13 protein-coding genes are annotated in these 15,972 nt (G+C 33.4%); 5 read left to right on the top strand and 8 right to left on the bottom strand.

Features of this window, described 5'->3' with window-relative positions:
* Nucleotides 1-122 precede the first annotated feature (122 nt).
* The 3 genes from blaOXA to OYT91_RS05790 form a co-directional block, all read right to left on the bottom strand.
* Nucleotides 123-932 carry a class D beta-lactamase gene (gene blaOXA / locus OYT91_RS05800; protein WP_281239872.1) on the bottom strand — a complete coding sequence of 270 codons (810 nt, stop codon included), beginning with the start codon at nucleotides 930-932 and terminating at the stop codon, nucleotides 123-125.
* Nucleotides 929-2,023 (bottom strand): serine hydrolase domain-containing protein, encoded by a 1,095-nt coding sequence (locus tag OYT91_RS05795; RefSeq protein WP_281239871.1) that lies wholly within the window; start codon nucleotides 2,021-2,023, stop codon nucleotides 929-931. Before OYT91_RS05795 ends, blaOXA begins: the two co-directional genes overlap by 4 nt.
* A gap of 348 nt (nucleotides 2,024-2,371) precedes the next feature.
* Nucleotides 2,372-2,953, bottom strand: a complete 582-nt coding sequence (locus tag OYT91_RS05790; protein WP_269222640.1) for a hypothetical protein — start codon at nucleotides 2,951-2,953, stop codon at nucleotides 2,372-2,374.
* A gap of 362 nt (nucleotides 2,954-3,315) precedes the next feature.
* Here OYT91_RS05790 and OYT91_RS05785 point away from each other — a divergent pair, with 362 nt between their 5' ends.
* The 3 genes from OYT91_RS05785 (at nucleotide 3,316) to OYT91_RS05775 (ending at nucleotide 5,620) form a co-directional block, all read left to right on the top strand.
* Nucleotides 3,316-4,164: an NAD(P)H-hydrate dehydratase gene (locus tag OYT91_RS05785; RefSeq protein ID WP_281239870.1), complete on the top strand. Its 849-nt coding sequence runs from the start codon at nucleotides 3,316-3,318 to the stop codon at nucleotides 4,162-4,164.
* Between the two features lie 300 nt (nucleotides 4,165-4,464).
* Nucleotides 4,465-5,259 (top strand): HipA family kinase, encoded by a 795-nt coding sequence (locus tag OYT91_RS05780; RefSeq protein WP_281239869.1) that lies wholly within the window; start codon nucleotides 4,465-4,467, stop codon nucleotides 5,257-5,259.
* Nucleotides 5,237-5,620 carry a DUF3037 domain-containing protein gene (locus OYT91_RS05775; RefSeq protein WP_281239868.1) on the top strand — a complete coding sequence of 128 codons (384 nt, stop codon included), beginning with the start codon at nucleotides 5,237-5,239 and terminating at the stop codon, nucleotides 5,618-5,620. The genes OYT91_RS05780 and OYT91_RS05775 overlap by 23 nt, the downstream gene beginning before the upstream one ends.
* A 330-nt stretch (nucleotides 5,621-5,950) precedes the next feature.
* Here OYT91_RS05775 and OYT91_RS05770 read toward each other — a convergent pair whose 3' ends face one another.
* A complete protein-coding gene (locus OYT91_RS05770) occupies nucleotides 5,951-6,358 on the bottom strand; it encodes a VOC family protein (protein ID WP_281239867.1) in 408 nt (135 codons plus the stop codon).
* A gap of 136 nt (nucleotides 6,359-6,494) precedes the next feature.
* Nucleotides 6,495-6,941: an SRPBCC family protein gene (locus tag OYT91_RS05765; RefSeq protein ID WP_281239866.1), complete on the bottom strand. Its 447-nt coding sequence runs from the start codon at nucleotides 6,939-6,941 to the stop codon at nucleotides 6,495-6,497.
* An 863-nt stretch (nucleotides 6,942-7,804) separates the two neighbouring features.
* Here OYT91_RS05765 and OYT91_RS05760 point away from each other — a divergent pair.
* On the top strand, nucleotides 7,805-10,063 hold the full coding sequence (locus OYT91_RS05760) for a TonB-dependent receptor (RefSeq protein WP_281240365.1): 2,259 nt from the start codon (nucleotides 7,805-7,807) through the stop codon (nucleotides 10,061-10,063).
* 4 nt (nucleotides 10,064-10,067) lie between these two features.
* Entirely contained in the window at nucleotides 10,068-10,922 is an 855-nt protein-coding gene (locus tag OYT91_RS05755; protein ID WP_281239865.1) for a DUF4249 domain-containing protein, read from the top strand.
* A gap of 218 nt (nucleotides 10,923-11,140) precedes the next feature.
* Here the strand turns inward: OYT91_RS05755 and thrC are convergent, their stop codons facing one another.
* From thrC to thrA, 3 genes are all read right to left on the bottom strand, one after another.
* On the bottom strand, nucleotides 11,141-12,430 hold the full coding sequence (gene thrC, locus OYT91_RS05750) for a threonine synthase (RefSeq protein WP_281239864.1): 1,290 nt from the start codon (nucleotides 12,428-12,430) through the stop codon (nucleotides 11,141-11,143).
* 85 nt (nucleotides 12,431-12,515) lie between these two features.
* Nucleotides 12,516-13,436, bottom strand: coding sequence for a homoserine kinase (locus tag OYT91_RS05745; protein ID WP_281239863.1), 921 nt, complete (start codon nucleotides 13,434-13,436; stop codon nucleotides 12,516-12,518).
* Nucleotides 13,437-13,524: 88 nt separating this feature from the next.
* Nucleotides 13,525-15,972 (bottom strand): bifunctional aspartate kinase/homoserine dehydrogenase I, encoded by a 2,448-nt coding sequence (gene thrA / locus OYT91_RS05740; RefSeq protein ID WP_281239862.1) that lies wholly within the window; start codon nucleotides 15,970-15,972, stop codon nucleotides 13,525-13,527.

The raw sequence follows: 15,972 nt of genomic DNA, 5'->3' as shown, positions 1-15,972 counted from the left end.
CTAAAAGGATTTATTTTAAAAAGTAGTTCATAAAACAGTTTTTTTTGATAGAAATAATAAATAATGAGAAACCTAAATTTAAAATTTTAGGTATTATTCTGTAGTTTAAATTTTATTGACTCTTAATTCATCAACTTCATTTTCCTAAATGCTTCTTTGGTTGCATTCATTCGAATAGCAGGGAAACTTTCCATAGTTGCATTTTTCATTTCGACATTTGTAGCAAAAAAGTATACTGTATTTTGGGTTTCTAAATAACCCACAAACCAGCCATTATCCAATTCACCTCGCATACCCCAACCCGTTTTTCCCCTTAAAGTATAACTTTCGGTTTTTTCTATTAACATAATGTTTTTCATGATATTTTCAGTTCGTTTTGAAATGGGTAATTTTGAAAAATACAAGCTTTCTAAAAAATCAATTTGCTGCATTTGTGAGAACTTTGATTTTCCTTGTAACCAAAAATTATCAAGAGTCAGAGTATCGAAAGCCATTCCAGAATAATTTAATTTTTTTAAATAGGTTTTCATTCGCGTAACGCCAATTTTTCGAGCTATTTCTTGGTAACAAGGCACGCAAGAAACTTGAAAAGCTTGTTTGAAAGTCAAATCTTGTTCCCATTTTTTATTATTGCGTTTTTCTCCATCCCATTTAAAAATAACCGAATCGTTTGCTATTACTCCAGTTTCCAAAGCAATAATTGAATTTGGAATTTTAAAAGTAGAGGCTGGAATTATTCCTGTTTTTGCCCAAGCATAGTCATTCGAATAGTAAGTGTTGTTTTTTACATCATAAATTAAAATGGCTCCTTTTACTTTCAAACTGTCCAAGATAGTTCCAAATTCGGGTTTTTTAATTTCGCTCTTTTTTTGTGCTTGAACAGAAATGTTAACTAATAAAAATATGTTTAAAAGGATGGCTATTTTTTTCATTTTATTTTTTTTGAATTATCAGTATTTGCCGAATTAGCATTGGTTTCTTTTAATTTCTGTCTTACAATTTTTAAAATTTCACTGTGATAAAAGAATGTTTTTTTTAAATCGTTTGGTTCATAAACAATATTTTCTAAAATGATCAGACTTGTTTTTGTTTCAGGGAAATAAAAATTCATAGATACAAATCCTGGTGCAAAACCGGTTTGACCCAATTGTGTCATTTTATCTTTAGTATCTATAGTTATGCCATATCCATAATGGGTAATTCCAGACAATGGATGTTGTCTAATTGCACCTTCTTGTTTTGAAGTCATTATTTTAAAAGCAGCTGGTTTTAAAAGTTTGCCAGCTTGTAAGTTCTGATTCCAAATATTCAAATCGGTTGCGTTTGATACAAAAGAACCAGCCGCTGGTGCATTTCTGAAACTATTTTCTTCAAAAAATAGCTCTCCGTTTTCTTGTTCAGAATATCCTTTTACCAAGTTTTTATATTCTTTATCATCGGGATGAAAAGTATTTTTCATTCCACATTTTTGAAATAATTCTTTTGATTGCATAGCAAAGGATTTTCCTGAAGTTCGTTCTGTGATTTTTGATAACAAATCATAACCTGTGTTGGAATAGGAATAATTAAATTGTGATCCAACTTTGAACGCTGTTGGTTTATCAAGTGCTACAATACCATGCATATGAGTTAATAAATGATGAATTGTAACGGTATCTGTCCATTTTTGCGTGAGTTCGGGTAAGTAGGTGTGTATGGGTTCATTTAGTTTTAAATGTCCCTTTTCATATTCTTGTAGTACCAAAACCGCTGTAATTTGCTTGCTAATGGAGCCTATTACAAATTGGTTGTTGATTTGTAAAGGGGTTTTCTTTTCAAGGTCTGAATAACCAACAATTTTGGAATATTTGACTTTACCATTTTGTGAAATTAAAATAATTCCGTTGAAAGGTTTTGTTGTTTTACTTTCAATTAAGGAATCAATTTTTTTTTCGAAAGAATTTTTATTTTGTCCAAAGGAAAGACAACTCACAAATAGAATAATAAAAAAGATAAAATATTTGGTATTAAATTTATTATTCATTTAAAATGTATAATGTTATTGATTTATAAGTTTTTGTATTTTAATCTAAATTGTTTTTTTTAGTTCTTTTATATTTGCAATAAAATGATAAAAGTACTAAAAGTCTTCGGGTTTTAATAGTAGTGTTGTTGTTATTTTTATAGTTTATTTGAGATGCTTTTTGCAGTTGGTTAAAAAGATGATTATTTGAAAAATGTTTCTTTAAAATTAATTCTACTCTTTCTAAATTTAATTACATAAGTTCACTTCACTTTTCTTTCAAAAAAAATGCCCCAAATAGTGTGTAACTTTTTGGGGCAGATTGAAAATTTGTAAATTCCTTTAAGCGTTAAACGGTTTGAAAGTTTATTATTGTTTGCTTTCTAAAATAGTTTTGTAGGTTTGGGTTTTCATTTCTACAAATGTATCCAAATAGGCTGTTTGGTAGACCACAAAATCAGAGGAATATTTCTTTTTATCCAATGAAGAAAATAAATTTAAACGTATTTTTTCTATTTGTTTGTAGAAATCTTTTTCATCCAATTGCATTAATGATTCATAGTCGAATTCCTCTTCATTTTTTGCGAAAGTATTTACAAACTCATTTTCTATTGCTCCTTTTCCTGTGAATTCTAATGATTTTCCAGGTTGTTTAGCGTCGATGCTTATTTTTAAATCATAACCATTGTTTAAGTAAATGCCGTTTGGAAAAAAACTCGTAAGGTTACTTATATAATATTTGTCACTTTTTACATTTAGAGTATCTTTCAATACTCCATCTTTGTCCGCTTTGATGACTTTTTTGAAATTTGGATTTTTATAGGATACGATTACTAACGAATCGACTACTTGATTTGATATTTTAACTTTGAGAGTGGCATAATTGCTAGTTTGGCTATAGGAAGAAAAAGCAAAAAGCATTGCAGCAACAATAGGTAATAATTTTTTCATTTAATTTTTATAATAGTATTAGTTTTTTGCAAAAATATTTTATTTCATTTTTTGCAATGTTAAACTAACAATAAATTACTATTAATATGTTTCGGTTTCTAAATAGTATTGAAAACAATAAGTATTCATAAAAAATGTGCTTAGAATTATTTCGAATATAGTACATCGTTTCGGTTTTTTTAAATTTTTATTTCTTTCAATTAAGTATCGATAAGTATTATAAAAACAAACCTAAGTTTCAATGGTTAATTTTAATGCAACTTTTGCCAATGAAAAATGTAATAAAATAATAATAAATTTGAATTTAGATTATTGAAATTTGAGTTTAAGAATTTCGTACTTTTAATAGAAATTATAAGCTGATGAATACTCCAATTGCTATTGATCGAAATGAAATTTTAAAAAGGTATAAACCCTTGGATAAATTCACACATAAAGGTATACAGGGACATGCTTTGATTATTGGTGGAAGCTATGGTAAGATTGGCTCTATAAGCTTGTCGAGTAAAGCTGCATTGAAAACAGGTTGTGGTTTGGTAACCAGTTTTGTTCCTATGTGTGGTTATGAAATTCTACAAATTACCATTCCAGAAGTAATGGTAGTAACCGATGAGCACGAAAAATACCTGACAGATATTAGTATAGAGTTAGAGGTTGACGCCATAGGAATTGGCCCAGGAATGGGACAAAAAATGGCAACCCAAAAGGCCTTTCATGATTTTTTATCTAAAACTAGTTTACCTTTGGTTATTGATGCTGATGCACTGAATATACTGTCTCATAATCCTTCTTGGGTAGCACTTTTGCCTCCAAGAACAATATTGACTCCACATCCCAAAGAACTGGAACGCTTAATAGGAAAATGGTACACCGAAGAAGAGAAGTTTGGTAAAGCAGTAGTTTTTTCGTTGGTGAACCAAGTTATTATTGTGATGAAAGGAGCGCCTACCTACATTATTGACGGCGAAAATATTTATGAAAACACTACCGGAAACGCCGCTCTTGCCACTGCGGGAAGTGGAGATGTTTTGACGGGTATGATTACAAGTTTGCTAGCACAATCCTACAAACCTGTTGATGCTGCACTATTGGGTGTTTACCTACACGGTTTAACGGCAGATATCGCTTTGCCCGAAACGGGTTATCAATCTTTTATCGCTACGTCTATTATTGAACATATTGGGAAAGCCTATTTGAGTTTGGACGTTTAAGATTGTTTAAAATGTTTGGTTTTGGTAAATTTTAACAGTAAGTCAAAAAATCTATATTCATATAATTTCGTCTACCACCTTTGTCAAAGTTTTAAACTTTGACAAAGGTTAGAGATTCTAAACAACTTTAATAATGTCTCATTTTTTAGTTTATTATTTAAATGTTAGCATAGTTAATTGTTGATATACTTTTAACGGGTTTAAACTGCCTACTTAAACCTTAGCATCTTAGTTTCTTAGTAACTTATCATCTTCAAAAAGAATAGTTATTTGTAAGTTTGTAGTTCGTAAAATTGTACCATGAAAAAACCACTTGAATTAAGAACCGTAAATGTTACGCGCTACATTTCGCCGCTGCGGGAAGGTGGTTCGTTGCCCGCACTTGCCGAAGCGGATGATGATTTTAAATATGTGTTGAAATTTAGAGGTGCGGGACATGGTGTAAAAGCCTTGATTGCTGAACTGATAGGCGGTGAAATTGCTCGAGTTCTCAATCTAAAAATGCCCGAATTGGTATTTGCCAATCTCGACGAAGCTTTTGGCCGTACCGAAGGCGATGAGGAAATTCAGGATTTATTGCAAGGAAGTCAGGGACTAAATCTAGCGTTGCACTTTTTGTCTGGCGCCATTACTTTTGATCCCGTAGTGACCAAATTATCTGCTGAGTTGGCATCGCAAATTGTTTGGTTGGATGCTTTTATTACCAATGTCGATCGCACGTTCCGAAATACCAATATGCTTATTTGGCACAAAGAGTTATGGCTCATTGATCATGGTGCTTCACTCTATTTTCACCATTCTTGGAATACATGGGAAACGCACGCCAAAAGCCCTTTTGCCCTGATAAAAGACCATGTGTTGTTGCCTCAAGCCAGTGAATTGGTAGCAACCGATTTTGCTTTCAGGAAGTTACTTACCAAAGAAATATTGCAAGATATTGTTAATTATATACCAGAAGATTGGCTCTATTGGGAGGACAACGAGCAAACTCCAGACGAAATCAGATCCATTTACTTTCAGTTTTTGTGGACAAGATTAAATCATTCCGAAATTTTTATAAATGAAGCCCAAAATGCAAGAGAAAAACTTATATGAATATGCCGTTATTCGTGTTGTGCCTAAGGTAGATCGCGAAGAATTCCTAAATGTAGGCGTAATTCTGTTTTGCAAAAGCGCCAAATTTATAAAAATGCTCTATTCGGTTAATGAAGCTAAGTTGCTGCTATTTTCAGAAGATTTTGATTTGGAGCAACTCGAATTGAATTTGGCTTCCTTTCAAAAAATTGCTCACGGAGGTAAAGCCGGCGGTCCTATTGGCGAGTTCGATATTCCGTCTCGTTTTCGTTGGCTCACTGCTATCCGAAGCTCGGCAATACAAACTTCCAGACCGCATTCGGGTTTCTGCACAGATTTGGATAAAACCATTCAACGCTTGTTTGAAGAATTGGTTTTGTAACTCCTACCATTTTTATAATTTGGGCGTAACCCCAAAGCAGAAGATTTCGTAAATGATTCGGCTTCCTGCTACTTTGGGGTCGGGCTTTTGGTTTTATTCCCGATTTAGAAAAACTACGGCTAAAAAGTCTTGTTTTTATAAATCGGGAGATACCTCCGCAAATGAAATTCATTGAACTCCAATGAAAATAAATACAATATGAGGTAATCCCTTACGCGAGCTTTACGTTGAAGGAGAAATTTAGTGGTGAAAAGTTGATGTAAAAAAACTACAAGATAACGGTTTGTTATTTTGTAGTTTTCAATTAGGGTTAGCTATTGACTTATTTTATTATGCTGTTGGAAATTTTGAAACATCCATATAGAAAATTTCCCAAGTGTGCCCATCAAAATCTTCGATAGTCCGCTGTTGCATAAAACCATAATCTTTCATTTCGCTAGGTTCTATTCCGCCAGCCTTTAATCCATTTGACACAATGCTGTTCACTTCATCAACACTTTCAGTCGATAATGAAAAAAGTCCTGCTACCTTTGATTTTGTGTCTGCAATTGGTTTGGTTGTAAAGTTTGAAAACTTTTCGTGTGTCAAGAGCATTACAAAAATATTTTCGCACCAAACCATGCACTTTCCACTGTCATCCGAAAATTGAGGATTAATTGTAAAGCCTAATGCAGTATAAAAAGCCATAGATTTTTGCAAGTCAGTTACTGCTAAATTGATAAAAATTTGTTTAGCCACTTTTTTTTAGTTTTTTAATAAGAATATTTATTGCTTGTTTTGTCATTTCGACGAAGGAGAAATCTCATTAGTTGCTCATGTAATGTTATTTTTCCTTCGTTGAAATGACAAATGAATTATATATGGTTGTACTGCGTTAAGCATCGGGGATATTAGGTTCTACCAAACGTTTTAATTTATCTAAGGATTCTTGCCAGCCCAAATAGCACATTTCAGTGGGTATTGCATCAGGTATTCCTTCCTGTGTGGCAATAAGTTCTGTACCACATAGTACTTTTCGCAGTTCGATTGTGGTAATCATTTGTCCCGGTAAGTTTGGGGCGTCAAACTCGTCGGTGTATTTTAATCGTTCATTTGGCACAATTTCTAAATATTCGCCACCAAAAGAATGACTGCTACCCGTAGTAAAATTGGTAAACGACATTTTATATTTTCCGCCTATTTGGAAATCCATGCTATGTACTTTGCAGGTAAAACCATAAGGAGGAATCCAAGACACCATTGCATCTGCGTCTGAGAATGCTTTGTACACTTTTTCTGGAGGTGCCGAAAAAACTCTATGAAGTGTAATTTTATTTGGCATGTTTTTTTTTTTTTTTATTATAAAGAAAGTTAAAATTACTGTTTTCTGGATTAAATTTATCTGGTTTGTTGAAATAAACTTTTTCTCAAATGCTAGCGCGAGCGTCACACTCGTTAGATTTCCTATTGGCTTTTCGTGGCGTTCACGAGCGTGATGCTCTCGCTAGCAGGGAAGAGATATTTTTTGGTATAAAAAAACCATTTAAATTTTACAAATCACTGGCAAAACTTAAATGGCATTAAATCAAGACTATTGGGTTAGATTGTAATTCTTTAAAAAATCTTATAGGACTTATATGGTTTATTTTTTTTTAGAAAAAACTACTTAGAATTCAAAAAAGCCTTTAATTCATCATAAGTTGAGATTTTCACACTCACTTTTTCTTTGTTCATCACGCTTTCTATTTGTGTTGGCAATGGCAAAGTAAAGCCTAAAGTTAGTATCCCTACTTTACAAATTTTAAGATAAACCCATATAAGATGGAATGTCTTAAAAAAGACTACAAAAAAGTTTTCTTTTACAATAATACTTTTAAGAACAAAAAAAGCAACGTTATATTTTTCATTGTTAAGATTTGATTTTTACTCAGTGTGTTAATTAAGTCTATAGAGAAGTAACTTTCTTAATTTCATTCAACAAATTTCACAATATCGATTACCACACTGAAAACCAATATATTCAGATGTGTTTCGATTGTTGTTTAGAATGAGGATTGTTTTTTATAAATGTTAAATCTGTTAAATATTTCTTTTAAAATTAACATTTAAATAAAAGTTTTTATTTAAATGTTAACATATTTAAATCGTAAATTAAAGGTTCAAAATAACTAACCATTGAAGCAAATTGTACTTATACTATTACTAGTGGGTAACACTTTTTTTGGCCAAAATAAAGTGATACTCAACGGTGTCGTATACTCAAGTACTATGCAAGAAATCAAAGGAGTATCGGTTAAGATCGCATTGCAACAACAGATTTTTAACACCGTAACAGATTCTATAGGTTTTTTTCTGTTGAAAATACCAAAAGGAGTTTGCCATATTGATGTATCTTGTGTCGGATATAATAGCTTAAAACAGGAATTGTCTATTCAAAAGGACACATCCCTTTCGTTTGTGTTAGAATTAGAAAACACCGTTTTAGAGACTGTTGTTATTTCAACTCTTGCTAAAAAACAAATAAAAACTGTAAGTGGCGGAAAATTATCTTTTGACCCTCATAAGTTGAGTTTGGTTCCTAATTTGACAGGAACAGTTGATGTTATTAAATTGTTGCAGTTAACTCCAGGAGTTCAAAATTCTGGTGATGCTAATGGGTATTTGTATGTTCGAGGAGGAGATCCAGGACACAATTTAATGCTTTATGCTAATGCTCCTGTATATGGAATGGCTCATTTATTAGGTGTTTTCCCGTTCTATAATGCCGATCCAATTCAAGAAATTCAATTTGATAAATCGAGTACATACGCTGGATTTGGTGGTAGGTTAAGCTCGACTGTTTATGTAACTCCTTATCGGGAGATTCCCAACAAAATTTCGTTAGAAGGAAATGCAGGTATGTTGGCATCTCAGCTTACTATGGCAGTCCCGATCGGTACGAAAACAGGTATGTTTATTTCGGGTCGAAAAACCTATATTGATGAAATAATTGGGCCTCTTTTTTCTTCAAATAAAAAGAGTAAAAACAATGAAAAGGATTTTAATTATGGTTTTTCAGATGGTAATTTTATCTTTATTTCAGAGATTTCGAGAACACAAAAATTTGTTTTTGATGCTTTCATAAGTGGAGACGTATTGAAAATAGTGGATTCAAATATGGGTCTCGATGCAAAATTAAAATGGAGTAATTTTGTTTTAACACCCTCTTGGGAATCAACATTTTCGGGAAAAGTAAAAATGGTTAATTCGGTTTATTTTTCTAGATATGAAAATGACTTACTAATGAGACAAGAGAATGTTCAGTTGGGTATTTCTTCCTATGTAAAAGAATTTGGGTTTACTAATACAATAAATTATACCCTTGGCAAAATACCTTTTGAAAGTGGATTTCAATGTGCTTATTATGAATTACAACCGCAAAACATTGAAATTGAAAATATAAAATCGATAGCGACCACTGGAAAATCAATTACAACACATTCTAGTTATTACGCTGTATTTGCTATTGCCAAACCAAAATTACTGGAGACAGTTAGTGCCGAAGTAGGCTTGAGATTCAATTACTATTATGCAGGCGCAACAAGAACTTCAGATCATAATTTTCAATTGGAACCTCGTATTCGGGTGAGCTATAGTCCGACAACTAAAGATGCTTTTTTTGTGTCTTATACTAGGCAAAATCAATATTTGAATTTGGTAACCACTTCTAGCATTGGTTTTCCAACCGATTTTTGGGTTGCTAGTGGCAATGGGATTCCATGGCAATCGGCGAATTCTTTTTCGGGAGGCTACAGTCGAATTCTATCTAGCGAATATAATGTTTCTCTTGATGGATATTACAGATCGATGCATAATCTACTCGAATATCCTTATGGAGTAACCCAGTTTAACGAAATTTCAACCTTAGAAAACGATTTGCTTGTGGGGAATGGGGAGGCTTATGGATTCGAATTTATGTTTAAGAAAGAAAGAGGAAAACTAAAAGGATGGTTGAGCTACACAAACAGTTGGTCTATACGCCAATTTGATGAAATCAATAATGGGAGTCCTTTTTATTCTAAATATGATAGGCGACATAATCTTGCTCTGGTTGGTACCTATGATTTTAATTCTAAATGGTCTGCTGGAATAACCCAGGTTTTTAGTTCGGGAAATCGGTTTACCATGCCGACAACTTGGTATTTTATAAATAATAATCCAATTAAAGAATATGGAAACTATAATAATGCATTGATGCCCAACTATTTTCGTACCGATATATCTGTGATTTATTGGTTTGTAAAAAAACCAAAAAAAGAAAGCGCATTGAGTATCTCTATATACAATGCATTAAATATTTCAAATCCTATTTATATCCATTTTAATTTGAATATAGATAACGAAGGGCGTTCAGTTTCTGTTAATCAAGAAGAAAAAAATATATATGGCATATTACCTACATTGAATTGGAAATTTAAATTTTAGAAAGATGAAAACAAACTATTCAGTACTGATTTTGGTGTTTCTTTTGGGATGTACTACGGTGGATTATAAGGAAGAGGTAGAAGTGGTTTCAAAAATAGTATTACAGGGATATATAGAAGAAGGAGACGTTTCTCATGTTGTTTTATCCACAAGTGTACCTATCGGATCAACGGTTGATACTTTGTCGATTCTGAAACATCTATTTCTCTTTGCAAAAGTTACCGTTTCGGATGGAACCAACTCAGAAGTATTGATTCCGCAATTTGATAAAAATTGGATTCCACCTTTGATTTACACTGGAAAAACTATTGTTGGAAAATCAGGAAATACCTATAGCATAAAAGTCGAATATGTTGGAAGTGTTTTAAAATCGACTACTACAATTCCAAAGTCTGTTCCTATTCGAGAATTAAATTATGTTAAAAATAATCCCTTAGATTCAACGGGTTATGTTTTTGTTAAATTTGATGACCCAGTTAATGAAAAAAATCATTATCAGATTTTGACGAAAGTCGATGGAAAAGAACCTGTTTATGTTCCCGCTTTCTATGGTAATTTAAATGATGACAATTTTTCATCTTCGGATGTTAATTTTCAAATTAATAGAGGAGTATTATTAATAACAAGTAATCAGTTTAAGCCTTATTTTTCTGATGGCGACTTTGTATTTGTAAAATTAAGAACAATGGATAAGGCAGCTTTTGATTTTTGGAATGATTATCAAAATGAAATCGTTAATGGTTTAAATCCAATTTTCCCCGCCAATACAAGTTTAAAGTCTAATATCATTGGAGGTTTAGGTATATGGGCGGGATATGGTGTATCGGTTGTTTCGTTGCAAACTAGAAAACAAGAATGAGGTTGTTTTTATTGATTGAAAATCTAGAATGCTTTAGTTCCCCTAATTTAATAGTTAATTTAGAAATAGTATTTCTACTTTATTCACAATAGAAGTAACAATATTTTTTTAGCAGGACCTAAAGTTCACTTTAGCGAATTATAAGCCTTGTTAAAATAAAAAATAAAAAAAAACATCAACCTTTCGGTCAATGTTTCGTTTGAAAATAATGTTTTTTATTAACCTAAAAAAGCCTTTAATTCATCATAAGTTGAGATTTTTACACTCACTTTTTCTTTGTGCATGACGCTTTCAATTTGAGTTGGCAGGGGCAAAGTTACGCCTAAAGCAGGTTCTACAACATCTAAGAATTTAATAGGATGTGCCGTTTCTAAGAAAATACCAATAGCATCTGGTATGTTCAGCAATTCTTTTTTCAATCCCAAATAGCCAACAGCTCCGTGCGGTTCGGCGATATAACCTCTTTCGTTATAAATGGCTTTTAATGCTACTAAAGTTTCAGCATCGGTAAAAGTGTATGACGTAAAATCTTTTTTGAACTGCTCCAAATCATTTTGATACATTTCTTGAATTCGAATGAAGTTACTTGGATTTCCTACATCCATAGCATTCGAAATCGTTGCGATAGATGGTTTTGGGTCGTAAATTCCGTTGGCAAGGAATCTAGGAACTGTGTCGTTTACATTGGTAGATGCTACAAAATGTTCAATAGGCAATCCCATTTTCTTAGCAATAATACCCGCGCAAATATTTCCGAAGTTTCCGCTTGGACAAGAGAAAACTAGCGGTTTGTTTTGTGCTTTTAATGCTTTGTAAGCAAAGAAAAAGTAAAACATTTGCGGTAACCAGCGCGCAATATTAATCGAATTGGCAGAAGTCAATTGAATATGATTTAGGCTTTCGTCCAAAAACGCTTTTTTGACCATGTCTTGGCAATCATCAAAAACACCATCTACTTCAAGGGCTTTTATATTCTGACCCAAAGTAGTCAATTGCTTTTCCTGAATGTCACTTACTTTTCCCGAAGGATAAAGGATAACGACATCAACACCTTTTACACCAAGGAAACCACTGGCTACGGCACCTCCTGTATCTCCAGAAGTCGCTACAAGAACTGTATTTTTACTTTCGGTATTGTCTTTGTTAAAATAGGCAAGGCAACGTGACATAAAACGCGCTCCTACATCTTTGAATGCCATAGTAGGACCATGAAATAATTCAAGCGAATAAATTCCGTTTTCAACTTCGACCAAAGGAAAATCAAAACATAATGTTTCGGATATGATTTGTTTTAACGTTTCGGAAGGTATTTCGTCTCCCACAAATTGTTTGATGGCTTCAAAAGCGATTTCTTCATGGGATAAACTTTCGATAGTCTCAAAAAAGCTTGGAGTCAAAGGCGTAATAGTTTCTGGAAAATACAACCCTTTGTCTGTTGCTAATCCTTGTATTACTGCTTCCTGAAAAGAAACGTTTGGTGCATTATGGTTTAAACTGTAATATTTCATTCTTCTTAGTGATTAGTGAATAGTAATTAGTGAATAGTCTTTAGTTCTTAGTACTAATTACTAATCACTAAGGACTAAATACTTCTTAAATAATTTTCATCCCTTCGTCATTCACTTTGGAAACGTGAATTTCATAAGGTAAATTCATTTGATCGTAAACGGCACTCATGGCTTTGGCAATTTTGTCGGCGTTTTCCTTTCCTTTGCTTAAAGCAAAAATAGAAGGCCCAGAACCAGAGATTCCAGAACCCAAAGCTCCGTTTTCATAAGCCGTTTGTTTGATTAAATCAAATCCAGGAATCAGCATACTGCGAACGGGTTCTATGATTTCGTCGTGTAATGAACGTCCGATTAATTCATAATCTTGAGTGTACAATCCTGCTACTAATCCGCCCACATTTCCCCATTGGGTAATGGCACTTTTTAAGGATACAGTTTGTTTCAGTACCGAACGTGCATCTGATGTTTTTAATTCAATTTGAGGATGTACCACTGTAGCATACAAATCAGATGGACTTTCAATTTTGATGATATCCAAAGGATTTGAACATCTTACCAAAGTGAAACCTCCCAAAAGGGCAGGGGCAACGTTGTCTGCATGAGCATTACCGCTGGCCAATTTCTCACCTTGCATCGCAAATTTTACCAATTCTTTTCTAGTAAAAGGGCGTCCCAACAATTCATTGATTCCAAAAACCGCACCCGCTGAACTGGCAGCACTGCTTCCGATTCCGCTTCCTGCTTTGATGTGTTTGTAGATCTCAATTTCAAATCCGAATTCGGTTTCCACTTCTTCCAGCATCGCCAAAGCAGCAACTCCAGCAACGTTGTTTTCGGTTTCCATTGGTAAATCGGCTCCCAATATTTTTGTAATACGCACTCCTTTTACATCTGATTTGCGAACGATCATTTCATCGCCCGCAGTGGTTAAGCAAAGTCCGAGTACATCAAAACCGCACGAAAGATTCGCAATAGTGGCTGGGCAAAATATTTTTATTTCTTTCATTTTTTTTAGTTTTTGCCACAAAGGCACAAAGACATAAAGTTTTTCTAGTCAGTTTTTAACTGATTACTAATTAACTGATCACTGAACACTAGTTATTTCCTATTCTAATCACATCAGCAAAAATTCCCGAAGCGGTAACAGCAGCTCCAGCACCTGCACCTTTTATCAATAACGGTTGATCTACATAACGATCGGTGTAGAATAAAACAATATTGTCTTTTCCTTCCAAGTTGTAAAACGGATGGTCTTTTGGAATGAATTGCAAACCAACGCTTGCTTTTCCATTTTCAAATTGAGCTACAAATTTTAATCGGCTGTCTTTTTGTTTGGCTTCAGCCAAAATGGATTCAAAGTGTTTAGCATGCTCTTTTAAGGAAGCAAAAAAAGCATCGTTATTGGTAGTTTCCATACATGCTGCCGGAAGAAATGATTTATTTTCGATAGCGTCAATTTCCATTTGGTAACCGCTTTCACGAATCAAAATAAGGATCTTTCTGGCTACGTCAATTCCGCTTAAATCTATTTTTGGGTCTGGCTCTGTAAACCCTTGAACTCCAGCTTCTTTGACTACGTCATGAAAAGTATTATTTTTATCAAAATTATTGAAAATAAAGTTCAAACTACCTGACAAAACGGCTTGAATTTTATGTACTTTATCTCCAGATGCAATCAGGTTTTTTACGGTATCAATAATAGGTAATCCAGCTCCAACATTGGTTTCAAACAAGAATGGTGCATTGAATTGACGGGATAAACTTTTTAAGTTTTTGTAATTGTCATACGCAGATGAACAGGCAATTTTGTTGCAAGTTACCACGGCTACATTTTGTTTTAGATACTGCTCGTAAGTTTTAGATACTTCTTCATTGGCAGTAATATCCACAAAAATACTGTTGCGTAAATTGAGTGCTTTTACATTAGTGATAAATTGTTCTTTGTTGGCAGTTTCTCCTTTTTCAAGAAGCGATTGCCATTCTTTTAATGGAATGCCATCTTCGTCAAAATACATTTTTCTAGAATTAGAAACTGCAATAACTCTAAGGTTTATTTTTAAATTTTCTTTTAGGAATTTCTTTTGCTGGTTAATTTGCTCGATGAATTTCTCTCCTACATTTCCAACACCCATTACAAACAAGTTTAATTGTTTGGTGTTCTCTTCAAAAAAGTTTTCGTGTAAAGTGTTTAATGCTTTTTTAACGTCTCTTTCATTGATGACAACCGAGATGTTTCTTTCGGAAGCACCTTGAGCTATCGCACGAATGTTAACGTTATTTTTTCCTAAAGTACTAAACATTCTTCCGCTCAAACCTTGGTGGTTTTTCATGTTTTCACCTACCAAAGCAATAATGCAAAGGTTTTGTTCTACAATACAAGGATCAATTTTGTTTTGGGCAATTTCTATTTGAAACGCTTTGTTGATGGCGTTTTCGGCAGTATCGGCATCTGAATTTAATATACCAATACATATTGAATGTTCCGATGATGCTTGAGTGATAAAAATCACGTTAATGCTTTCATTCGATAAAACTTCAAATAAACGTTTAGAAGAACCTGCAACCCCAATCATTCCAGAACCTTCCAGAGTAATCAAAGTAATGTTGTCAATATGGCTAATCCCTTTTACAGGATTTGTTTGTGCTGAAACGGCATTTGAAATTAGAGTTCCTTCGGCTTGCGGTTCGAAAGTATTCTTGATTAAAATGGGAATGTTTTTTCTTAAAACAGGTTGAATTGTTGGTGGATACAATACTTTGGCACCAAAATGAGACAATTCCATGGCTTCTTGATACGAAATTGTAGCGATTGGTTGTGCTTGTTTTACAATTTTTGGATTGGCTGTAAACATTCCGTTTACATCAGTCCAAATTTCCAAATCACTTGCATTTAGAGCACCTGCAATAATTGCTGCAGTATAATCAGACCCACCACGACCTAAAGTAGTGTTAATTCCATCTTCAGAAGTGGCAATAAAACCAGGCATCACTACGACTTGATTGTCATTGGATGCAAAAAAAGCTGCAATTAATTGGTTTGAAACCTCAAAGTTTACGGCTGCTTTCCCAAATTGATTATTGGTTTTAATCAATTCTCGACTGTCTTTATATCCGCTATTTTTTAGCTTTTGTTTTAAAGCTTCGGCAATGATATAAGATGATAGTAATTCTCCAAAACTTAAAATAGTATCCAAAGTTCTTGGGGATAATTCACCCAAAAGAAAACATCCATCAAGTAATGTTTCCAAGTGATTGATGATTCTTTTAATGTGGCTTAATAAACCACTTTGTTCACTAACTGGAATCAGTTGTTTAAGGGCTTCTAAATGTTTTTTCTCAATTTCGGTAACAATGTCTTTAAAGCTTTCATCATTAGCCGCTGCTTTCGAAGCTGCTAATTGCAGTAAATCGGTCACTTTGCTTAAAGCGGATACGACTACTACAAGTTTTTCTTCTTGGGCTTTGTTTATTACGATGTCTAAAACTAATTTTATGTTTTCCGCATTGGCTACCGAAGTTCCGCCAAATTTTAATACTCTCAT

This window comes from Flavobacterium praedii (genome assembly GCF_026810365.1).
GTDB lineage: Bacteria > Bacteroidota > Bacteroidia > Flavobacteriales > Flavobacteriaceae > Flavobacterium > Flavobacterium praedii.
Note: the sequence above shows the minus strand (reverse complement) of the source record. Positions and strands in the feature narration are given on the sequence as shown.

Bases quoted from the DNA above. Each gene is read 5' to 3' on its own strand.
- thrA (WP_281239862.1), bottom strand. From the start codon at position 15,972: ATGAGAGTATTAAAATTTGGCGGAACTTCGGTAGCCAATGCGGAAAAC.
- OYT91_RS05775 (WP_281239868.1), top strand. From the start codon at position 5,237: ATGCAAGAGAAAAACTTATATGAATATGCCGTTATTCGTGTTGTGCCT.
- OYT91_RS05765 (WP_281239866.1), bottom strand. From the start codon at position 6,941: ATGCCAAATAAAATTACACTTCATAGAGTTTTTTCGGCACCTCCAGAA.
- OYT91_RS05785 (WP_281239870.1), top strand. From the start codon at position 3,316: ATGAATACTCCAATTGCTATTGATCGAAATGAAATTTTAAAAAGGTAT.
- OYT91_RS05790 (WP_269222640.1), bottom strand. From the start codon at position 2,953: ATGAAAAAATTATTACCTATTGTTGCTGCAATGCTTTTTGCTTTTTCT.
- thrC (WP_281239864.1), bottom strand. From the start codon at position 12,430: ATGAAATATTACAGTTTAAACCATAATGCACCAAACGTTTCTTTTCAG.
- OYT91_RS05780 (WP_281239869.1), top strand. From the start codon at position 4,465: ATGAAAAAACCACTTGAATTAAGAACCGTAAATGTTACGCGCTACATT.
- blaOXA (WP_281239872.1), bottom strand. From the start codon at position 932: ATGAAAAAAATAGCCATCCTTTTAAACATATTTTTATTAGTTAACATT.
- OYT91_RS05745 (WP_281239863.1), bottom strand. From the start codon at position 13,436: ATGAAAGAAATAAAAATATTTTGCCCAGCCACTATTGCGAATCTTTCG.
- OYT91_RS05795 (WP_281239871.1), bottom strand. From the start codon at position 2,023: ATGAATAATAAATTTAATACCAAATATTTTATCTTTTTTATTATTCTA.
- OYT91_RS05755 (WP_281239865.1), top strand. From the start codon at position 10,068: ATGAAAACAAACTATTCAGTACTGATTTTGGTGTTTCTTTTGGGATGT.